Below are 8,860 nucleotides of genomic sequence, written 5' to 3'. Positions count from 1 at the left end.
CATGCAGGCCGGTCAGCTGCGTGCCCTGGGCCTTCAGCTCGCTGCGCAGCCCATTGCTCAGCGCCCAGGCGGCGGCCTTGCTGGCGCTGTAGGGCGTCAGGCCCGGCACCGTCACCCAGCTCAGCACGGACAGCACATTCAGCACCGCGCCGCCGCCGTTGGCCTGCAGCACCGGCGCGAAGGCCTGGGTCAGCGCCCAGACGCCGAAGAAGTTGGTGTCCAGATGGCGGCGCGCCGTCGCGATGGCATCCGCGTCGAGCACGCCGGCCTGCTGCGAGATGCCCGCGTTGTTGATCAGCAGCGTCACATCCGTACATTGCGCAGCCGCCGCGGCCACCTGGGTGGGGTCGGTCACGTCCAGCGCGACGGGCACGACGCCGGGCAGGTCGATGGAGGCCGGGTCACGCGCGGCGGCATAGACCTTGGCGGCGCCCGCGGCCAGCGCGGCCTGGGCAAAGGCGCGGCCCAGGCCGCGGTTGGCACCGGTGATGAAGACGACGGCGTTCTTGAGCCTCATGGTGGCAATTCCTTCTCGATTTGCTTATTCATGTCGACCGACATGATTGATATAAATGTCGGTCAACATATAAAATGCGTCAAGCCCGCCCACACAAAGACCCCAGGAGACCGCGATGAAGGTCAGCCGCGCCCAGGCCGAAGAGAACCGCGAACGCATCCTCGACAACGCCGCCCAGCTGTTTCGCGAGCGCGGCTTCGATGGCATCGGCCTGAACGACCTGATGCAGGCCGCTGGCCTGACGCGTGGCGGCTTCTATGGCCACTTCGAGTCCAAGGACGACTTGGCCGCCCAGGCGACGCGGCGCGCATTGCAGGCCAACCGCGAGCAGTGGAAGACGCAGTCCGACCGCAGCCTGCAGGCCTGGGTCAAGGCCTATCTGTCCGACGCTCACCGTGACCATATCGGTGCCGGCTGCGGCCTGGTCGCGCTGGCGGGTGATGCGGCGCGTGGCGGGCCGGCCGTGCGGGAGGTGTTTGCCGAGGGCGTCGCCAACCTCGTGGCGACGCTGCAGGAACAGATGCCGGCCGACTCGGCGCCCGAGCAACGCGAGCAGGCGCTGGCCATGCTGTCCACGCTGGTGGGGGCGCTGTTGCTGTCGCGCGCTGTCGGCGGCGACACCGCGCTGTCCAGCGAACTCCGCGAGGCCGCCCGCAAGAGTCTGCCCGCCGGCGGCTGAACGGTCGCCACCCGCCGCCCAGCGGTGCTGCGGCGGTTGGGACGGGGCCACCCCCTGTGGCATGCTCGCGCCCCATGTCAACGCCTAGAAGAAATCATAGGGATGCTTGAGTTGGGCCTGCTATGGCGCCGCGGCCTGCTGCTGCTGGCCTTGCTGGCCTGTCTGCCGTTACAGGCACAGCGATTGCCCCAACCCAGCGCACGGGCCGGGAGCGATGACGCGGCCCCCGCTGAGCTTGCCACCACCGCCTGGACGCGCGACCAGCTCGACGTCTGGTGGACCGCACTGCGCCACCACACGGTGGCCGGCGGCGACCATCTCGAGCTGCCGCCTGAACTGCTGCCTCCCGAGGACGAAGCGGCCTGGAAGCCCGTGGCGATGCCTGACGTGCGCTCACGCCCCGGCGCGGCCATGGTCAGCGATGCGCGGGGCTACGAGATGCGCTGGTACCGACTTCACGTACCGGGCGGGCGGGACGAAGCCATGGCCTTGTATCTGCCGCGTCTGGTCACGTTGTCGGCCGCGGTGCTGGCCCGCACCGACAAAGGCTGGCAGGCCCTGCTGGACAACCAGCATGCCGAGCGCGAGCAATGGGTGCAGCCCCTGTGGCTGCCCTTGCCCGGCATCGGTGCCCAGGGGCTGGACGTGGTCGTCGCTCTGCCGGTGCCGGCGGGCAGCTATCACGCGGTGTCACGCATCTGGATCGCCCCGCGCGATCAGCTGGAAAGACGCTGGCTGTGGCGGGYGCGCGCCCAAAACGGCCTGCCCCAGGCCGTCAGCCTGACGCTGGCGGTGCTAGGGCTGTTCGCGCTGACGCTGTGGTTGCGCCGCCCCGAGGCCATCTATGGGCTGTTTGCCCTCGGTGCCGCCGCATGGATGGTGCGYAACCTGCACTATTACGTCAGCCTGCCGGCTTCGCCGGCGGGGCAGGACTGGTTCTGGTGGGCCACACACGCATCCATGGGCTGGGTCATGCTGACGGCGCTGTTGTTCGCGCTGCGCTTTGCGAGCCGGCGCATCCTGTGGCTGGAGTGGGCGTTGACCGCTAGCGTGACGTTGGTGAGCCTGCTCAGCATGCCGCTGTGGCTGCGCCAGCTCGACATGGTCGTCATGCAGTACGCCGTCACGGCCGGCGTCGCCACCATCGGCACGGCCTGGGTGGCTTTCCTGGCCTGGCGGGAGCGCCGCACCGAGCTGCGCATCATGGCCGTGGCGCTGGTCATCGGCGTCGTCATCGGCGGCCACGACCTCGCCGTGCTGGCCGGCTGGGCCTGGCCCGAACATTTCTTCCTGATGCCGTTCGCGACGCTGGCCGTCATGCTCAGCTTCCTGCATGCGGTGCAGCGCCGCTATGTCGGTGCCGTCGAGCAGGTCCAGGCCGAGAACAGCCAGCTGCAGGAGGACCTGGACGAGCAGGTCTCGGTGCTGCATGCGCAGAACGCGCAGCTGCGCGAGGCCGAGCGCCAGCAGGCCCTGCTGCTGGAGCGTCAGCGCATCATGGCCGACATGCATGACGGCCTCGGCTCCTCGCTGCTGTCGGCGCTGGTGGCGATGGAGCAGGGCAGCATGTCGCACGAGCAGTGCGTGGAGGTGCTGCGCGAATGCGTGGACGACCTGCGCCTGGTCATCGACTCTCTGGAGCCGGTCGGCCACGACCTCGTCTCGCTGCTGGCGACGATGCGCTACCGCCTGGGAAAAAGGCTGCAGATCGGCGGCCTCAAGCTTGACTGGGACGTGCAGGACCTGCCGCCCCTGGCCTGGCTGGAGCCGCCCGACGCGCTGCATGTGCTGCGCCTGATGCAGGAGGCACTGAACAACGTGCTCAAGCATGCCCAGGCCAGCCGCGTGCGCATGGTGACGCGCCACCACGGCAGCTATGTTGAGATCCGCGTCGAGGACGATGGCGCCGGCTTCGACCTGCAGAGCATTCAGCACGGCCGCGGCCTGAAGAGCCAGATCAAGCGCGCCCAGCGCCTGGGCGGCAAGCTGCGCATCGACTCCCAGCCCGGCATGGGCACGCGCCTGTCGCTCAGATTGCCCGTGGAGCGCAAAGGCGAGGTCTGATCTTGGACAATTGACCCCATGGTCAAGCAACGCACCCTGAAGTCGATCACACGCGCCGTCGGCGTCGGCATCCACAGCGGCCAGAAGGTCGAGCTGACATTGCGCCCAGCGCCGGCTGACACCGGTATCGTCTTCCGCCGCGTCGACCTCTGCCCACCGGTCGACATCCCGGTCGGTGTGACGTCGGTCAGCGACACGCGCATGGCCACCACCATCAGCCCTGGCGGCGACCCGGGCGCGCCCAAGGTGCAGACCATCGAGCATCTGCTGTCCGCCTGCGCGGGCCTGGGCCTGGACAACCTCATCATCGACATCAACGCCGACGAGGTGCCGGTGTTGGATGGCTCCGCGGCGAGCTTCGTCTTCCTGCTGCAGTCGGCCGGCATCGTCATGCAGGACGCGCCCAAGCGCTTCCTGCGCGTGAAGAAGCCCATCGAAGTGCGCCACGGCGAGGGCAAGAAGCTGATGTGGGCCCGGCTGGAGCCGCATCACGGCTACACACTGAGCTTCGAGATCGAGTTCGACAACCCGGCCGTGGCCGCCACCGGCAGCAGCTTCGTCTTCGACATGGGTTCGGGCACCTACAAGAAGGAGATCGCCCGCGCGCGCACCTTCGGCATGACGGCCGACATCGACCTGATGCGCTCTCGCGGCCTGACGCTGGGCGGCTCCATGGACAACGCCATCGTCGTCGACGACTACAAGGTGCTGAACGCCGACGGCCTTCGCTATGACGACGAGTTCGTCAAGCACAAGATCCTGGATGCCATCGGTGACATGCAGGTCGCCGGCATGCCGCTGCTGGCGGCGTACACATCCTTCAAGGGTGGCCATGCGCTGAACAACAAGCTGCTGCGCGCGCTGCTGGCCGACGAGGCCGCCTACGAGATCGTCAGTTTCGACGACGAGCGCGCAGCGCCCAAGGGCTTTGCCGAGCTTGCACCAGCATGGTGATGAGAGCGTTTACATGCTGATTGCCCGCCTCGTCGTCGGCCTGCTGCTGTTCTCGGCTGTCTTGTGCTTCGCCTTTTCCATCGCCACCGGCCAAGCGCGCTGGCGGCGGCTTGGGCTGATGATCATGAAATGGACGCTGGTGGCCGGTTTGGCCTTCTTCGGCGTGCTCATCCTGGAGCGATTGGCGCTGTTGCTGTGACGCTCGTCACGCCGCATCGCGCGCCCCCTTGGCTTGCGGGGATGCGAGGCCGGCGGCATGTGCTCAGAATGCAATCACGGTCGCTGTTCGCGTTGCAGCGGCCCAGTCCGGGACTCCACAAACCGGGCGCCACGCGCGGAGAAGGCCGGGGGGCCGGGGAAGCGCAGTGGATTGAAGAGAGAGAGATCGTTGTTGAAACTGATTGGGCCGCTCCCGCAGGAGCGGCCCTTTTTTTGTTCCCGCACCCCAGCTCAAGCTGTCGACAAGCTGTCCGTCTTTGCTCGAATTCAGCTGCCGAGATAGCGGTCGCGCAGATGGGCCTCGAAATGCGCAGGGTTCAAGGCCTCGCCGCTGGCGCGCCGCACCAGTTCGGGCGTCTCATAGCGGCTGGCCGTCTGCCAGACATGGGTGGACAACCAGTCGAACACCGTGCCCAGCTCGCCGCGGGCGATCTGCGCATCCAGGTCGGGGCGCTGGGCCCGCATCGCCGCAAACCACTGCGCCGCGTACATGGCGCCCAGCGTGTAGCAGGGGAAATAGCCGAACAGGCCGGCGGGCCAGTGCACGTCCTGCATGGGGCCGTCCTTGAAGTTGCCGCGCGTGTCCAGGCCGAGCAACTCGGCCATCTTGGCGTCCCACAGCGCCGGGATGTCGTCGACCTCAGCCTGGCCCTCAATGAGGGCGCGCTCGATGTCGAAGCGCAGCAGGATATGTGCGGGGTAGGTCACCTCGTCGGCATCGACGCGGATGAACCCGGGCTTCACGCGCGTCAGCAATTTGTGCAGATTGCCGGGCTCGAAGGCCGCCGAATTGACCGGGTTGGCGCCGAAGTGCTTCGCCAGCAGCGGTGACAGCAGGCCGGCGAAGGCCGGGTGGCTGCCGAGCTGCATCTCGAAGGACAGGCTCTGGCTCTCGTGGATGCCCATGGAGCGCGCCCGGCCCACTGGCTGGCCGAGCAGGTCGCGCGGCAGGTTCTGCTCGTAGCGGCCATGGCCCGTCTCGTGGATGGTGCCCATCAGGCTGGGCAGGAAGTCATCCTCGCGATAGCGCGTCGTCATGCGCACGTCCTCGGGCACGCCGCCGCAGAAGGGGTGGGTACTTTCGTCCAGGCGGCCGGCCGCGAAGTCGAAGCCCATCAGCTTCATCGCGTCCAGGCCGAGGGCCTTCTGAGCCGCCGTGGGGAAGGGGCCGACGGGCTGGATGACGGTCTCACCGGCCTGCTTGGCCGTCACGTCGCGGATCAAGCCCGGTAGCCAGCCGCGCAGCGGCGCAAAGGCGGCCTCGACGTCTGCGCCACGCATACCGGGCTCATAGTTGTCCAGCAGCGCGTCGTACTTGGACAGGCCCGAGCTCTGCGACAGCAACTCAGCCTCCTGGCGCGCAATCCTCAGCACCTCGCGCAGGTTCGGCGCGAAGCCGGCCCAGTCGTTGGCCGGACGCTGGCTGCGCCAGGCATGCTCGCAGCGGTTGTTGGCCAGGCTCTTGGCTTCCACCAGCGCCTGCGGCAGCGCGTTCGCGGCGCGCCAGACGCGGCGGATCTCGCGCAGGTTGGCGCGCTGGCCCTCGTCCAGCGGCTCGGCGTCGGCAGCCTCCAGCAGGCCGGGCAGGGCCGGGTCGGTGGCCAGTTGGTGCAGCAAGCCGTCCATCTCGGCCAGGGCCAGGCTGCGCGCCTCGTTGCCCTTGGCCGGCATGTTGGCGGCCTGGTCCCATTGCGCTATGGCCTGCAGGTGGCCCAGGTGGTGCAGGCGCTGCTGGCGCGTGGCCAAATCTTGGTAGGCAGAGGTCATGTCAATCCACGTAGTGGGGTATTGAAACTTGCGGGCCGAGCGCTGGGCCGCTCCCGAGCCGGCCGCGCTGGCGATGTGCTGGCGGCTCGACGCCGCCAGCATCGCCGTCCCCGCGGGGGCTGAGGCCGGACACGGCAAGTCCTGTGGACTTGTGGTGCCTACCGAAGGGCAGCCGCTCCGTCGGCTGCGCGGTCTGCAAGACCGACCGGGCTCGTCCGCGTTCAGCCGGGCGAGATTGGGCGACGGGCAGCGTCATGACAACCAGGTCTCCGGAATCAGCCAAATCAAGGCCACGGTATAGAGCAAAAAACGCAGGAACTTGCCCAGCGCCATCCAGCCTACGCAGGGCCAGAACGGCAGCTTGAGCCAGCCGGCCACGGCGCAGAGCGGGTCGCCGACGATGGGCAGCCAGCYCATCAGGCAGGCCTTGGGGCCGAAGCGCTGCAGCCAGCGCATCGCACGTGAGTGCGAGGGCTCGTGATGCTTCACCGCCTCGACCGCCTTCTCGGCGCCGTAGCCTATCCACCAACTCGTCATGCCGCCCAGCGTGTTGCCGACCGTGGCCACCGCGATCACGGCCCAGAACATGCTCGGGTCCGCCTTGATAACGAGGTAGACGGCTGGCTCCGAGCCTAGCGGCAGCAGGGTGGCCGAGACGAAAGTGATGACGAAGACGGCCACCAGCCCGACCTGGGGCAGAGCCAGGGCGGCGAGCAGCTCGCTGATGAATTGACCGAGCCAGGCTTCCATGGCGGTCATTGTCGGTGCGGCCGGATGGCTACAATCTCGCCTCTTTTTTAAGCAGACCCTCTCGTGCAAATCGGCCCCCACCTTCTCCCCAACCGGCTCTTCGTGGCGCCGATGGCAGGGGTGACGGACCGGCCCTTCCGCCAGCTCTGCCGCCGCCTGGGTKCGGGCTATGCGGTCAGCGAGATGGTCACGTCGCGCAAGGAGCTGTGGGGCAGCCTCAAGACCTCACGCCGCGCCGACCACAGCGGTGAGCCGGGGCCCATTGCCGTGCAGATCGCCGGCACCGACGCGGCCATGATGGCCGAAGCCGCGGCCTACAACATCGACCGCGGCGCCCAGATCATCGACATCAACATGGGCTGCCCGGCCAAGAAGGTCTGCAACAAATGGGCGGGCTCGGCACTGATGCGCAACGAAGCGCTCGCGCTGGAGATCGTCGAGGCCGTCGTCGCGGTGTGTGCCAAAAGTGGCGTCACTGGCGGCGTGCCCGTCACGCTGAAGATGCGCACCGGCTGGAGCGCCGATGAGCGCAATGCGCTGCGCCTGGCCCGCTTGTTCGAGTCGGCCGGCATCGCGATGCTGACCATCCACGGCCGCACGCGCGAGCAGGGCTACAAGGGCCTGGCCGAGTACGACACCATTGCCGCCGTGAAGACAGCGCTGACTATTCCCGTCGTCGCCAACGGCGACATCGACTCGCCCGAGAAGGCGCGTGACGTGCTGGCCTACACGGGCGCCAACGCCTTGATGATCGGCCGTGCCGCCCAGGGGCGGCCCTGGATCTTTCGCGAGGTGGCCCACTTTCTGGCGACAGGCGAACACCTAGCCGCGCCCACCGTGCTTGAAGCACGCGACTGGCTGACCGAGCATCTGCACGACCACTACGGCCTGTACGGTGCGCTCAGCGGCATGCGCAGTGCGCGCAAGCACATCGGTTGGGCCGTGCGCGGCCTGCCCGGCGGCGAAGCCTTCCGCCAGCACATGAATACGCTCGAGAGCTGCGACCTGCAGTTGCAGGCTCTGCGTGACTGGTTCGATGAACTCGGCCAGACCCACGACCGGCTGCCGCCCACCGTCGCGGCCGCCAACGACGAAGACGCACAGGCCGACGAAGCCTGTGCCGCCTGAAACCCATTCGCGCCCTGTCATGAGTGCCCAGAAGAACACCACGCCCAACCCCATCGACGCCTGTGTGCGCGACAACCTCGAAGCCTTTTTTCGTGACCTCGACGGCCAGGAGCCGCATTCGATGCACGAGATGCTGGTCAAGCTGGTCGAGAAACCACTGTTCGAGATCGTCATGCGTGAAGCCGGCGGCAACCAGAGCAAGGCCGCGCAATGGCTGGGCATCAACCGCAACACGCTGCGCCGCAAGCTGACCGATCACAATCTATAAGACTTTGCGGGTTGGACCTTTGAGCAAAGCGAAAAGCTCCGACCTCAACTGAACATGCTTTGCGGGTTGGACCTTTGAGCAAAGCGAAAAGCTCCGACCTCAACTGAACATGCTTTGCGGGTTGGACCTTCGAGCGCAGCGACAAGCTCCGACCCCAACTGATCAAGAATATGACCCAACTCACTGCATTGCTCTCGGTCTCCGACAAGACCGGCATCCTTGAATTTGCCAAAGAGCTGCACGCTCTGGGCACCAAGCTGCTGTCCACCGGCGGCACCGCCAAGCTGTTGGCCGACGCCGGCCTGCCGGTGACGGAAGTGGCCGAGCACACCGGCTTCCCCGAGATGATGGACGGCCGCGTGAAGACGCTGCACCCCAAGATCCACGGCGGCCTGCTGGCCCGTGGTGACACGCCCGAGCATGTCGCGGCGATGGAGAAGCACGGCATCACGCGCATCGACATCCTGGCCGTCAACCTCTACCCGTTCGAGGCGACCGTGGCCAAGCCCGGCTG

At 67.4% G+C, this 8,860-nt stretch carries 9 protein-coding genes and 1 pseudogene; 7 read left to right on the top strand and 3 right to left on the bottom strand.

Annotated elements, in window-relative coordinates:
* Window positions 1-517: SDR family NAD(P)-dependent oxidoreductase (locus ACXJKR_RS16985; RefSeq protein ID WP_457323817.1), on the bottom strand; the 517-nt coding region annotated here is incomplete at its 3' end.
* Between the two features lie 115 nt (window positions 518-632).
* Here ACXJKR_RS16985 and ACXJKR_RS16980 point away from each other — a divergent pair.
* The 4 genes from ACXJKR_RS16980 to ACXJKR_RS16965 all read left to right on the top strand — a co-directional run bounded on the left by ACXJKR_RS16980 (window position 633) and on the right by ACXJKR_RS16965 (window position 4,413).
* Window positions 633-1,196 (top strand): TetR/AcrR family transcriptional regulator, encoded by a 564-nt coding sequence (locus ACXJKR_RS16980; protein WP_056202931.1) that lies wholly within the window; start codon window positions 633-635, stop codon window positions 1,194-1,196.
* A 102-nt stretch (window positions 1,197-1,298) separates the two neighbouring features.
* On the top strand, window positions 1,299-3,260 hold the full coding sequence (locus tag ACXJKR_RS16975) for a sensor histidine kinase (protein ID WP_457323816.1): 1,962 nt from the start codon (window positions 1,299-1,301) through the stop codon (window positions 3,258-3,260).
* A gap of 18 nt (window positions 3,261-3,278) precedes the next feature.
* Window positions 3,279-4,214, top strand: coding sequence for a UDP-3-O-acyl-N-acetylglucosamine deacetylase (lpxC, locus tag ACXJKR_RS16970; RefSeq protein WP_056202938.1), 936 nt, complete (start codon window positions 3,279-3,281; stop codon window positions 4,212-4,214).
* Window positions 4,215-4,227: 13 nt separating this feature from the next.
* Complete coding sequence (locus ACXJKR_RS16965; RefSeq protein WP_056202941.1) at window positions 4,228-4,413, top strand: hypothetical protein; 186 nt, start codon at window positions 4,228-4,230, stop codon at window positions 4,411-4,413.
* A 287-nt stretch (window positions 4,414-4,700) separates the two neighbouring features.
* On the opposite strand, the gene ACXJKR_RS16960 is transcribed toward ACXJKR_RS16965, so the two are convergent.
* The gene (locus ACXJKR_RS16960; protein ID WP_457323815.1) at window positions 4,701-6,200 is read right to left on the bottom strand and encodes a carboxypeptidase M32; all 1,500 of its coding nucleotides are present in this window, start codon (window positions 6,198-6,200) and stop codon (window positions 4,701-4,703) included.
* 252 nt (window positions 6,201-6,452) lie between these two features.
* Window positions 6,453-6,950, bottom strand: a complete 498-nt coding sequence (locus ACXJKR_RS16955) for a YqaA family protein (protein WP_457323814.1) — start codon at window positions 6,948-6,950, stop codon at window positions 6,453-6,455.
* A 63-nt stretch (window positions 6,951-7,013) separates the two neighbouring features.
* Here ACXJKR_RS16955 and dusB point away from each other — a divergent pair, with 63 nt between their 5' ends.
* The 3 genes and pseudogenes from dusB to purH form a co-directional block, all read left to right on the top strand.
* A complete protein-coding gene (dusB, locus tag ACXJKR_RS16950) occupies window positions 7,014-8,078 on the top strand; it encodes a tRNA dihydrouridine synthase DusB (protein WP_457323813.1) in 1,065 nt (354 codons plus the stop codon).
* A gap of 19 nt (window positions 8,079-8,097) precedes the next feature.
* The gene (locus ACXJKR_RS16945; RefSeq protein WP_056202949.1) at window positions 8,098-8,346 is read left to right on the top strand and encodes a helix-turn-helix domain-containing protein; all 249 of its coding nucleotides are present in this window, start codon (window positions 8,098-8,100) and stop codon (window positions 8,344-8,346) included.
* 170 nt (window positions 8,347-8,516) lie between these two features.
* Window positions 8,517-8,860, top strand: a pseudogene (purH, locus tag ACXJKR_RS16940) (bifunctional phosphoribosylaminoimidazolecarboxamide formyltransferase/IMP cyclohydrolase); the annotation flags it as partial.

This window comes from Roseateles sp. P5_E11 (assembly GCF_054049355.1).
This window is presented reverse-complemented; position numbering and strand designations above follow the sequence as displayed.

Bases quoted from the DNA above. Each gene is read 5' to 3' on its own strand.
- ACXJKR_RS16980 (WP_056202931.1), top strand. From the start codon at position 633: ATGAAGGTCAGCCGCGCCCAGGCCGAAGAGAACCGCGAACGCATCCTC.
- lpxC (WP_056202938.1), top strand. From the start codon at position 3,279: ATGGTCAAGCAACGCACCCTGAAGTCGATCACACGCGCCGTCGGCGTC.
- ACXJKR_RS16960 (WP_457323815.1), bottom strand. From the start codon at position 6,200: ATGACCTCTGCCTACCAAGATTTGGCCACGCGCCAGCAGCGCCTGCAC.
- ACXJKR_RS16945 (WP_056202949.1), top strand. From the start codon at position 8,098: ATGAGTGCCCAGAAGAACACCACGCCCAACCCCATCGACGCCTGTGTG.
- ACXJKR_RS16965 (WP_056202941.1), top strand. From the start codon at position 4,228: ATGCTGATTGCCCGCCTCGTCGTCGGCCTGCTGCTGTTCTCGGCTGTC.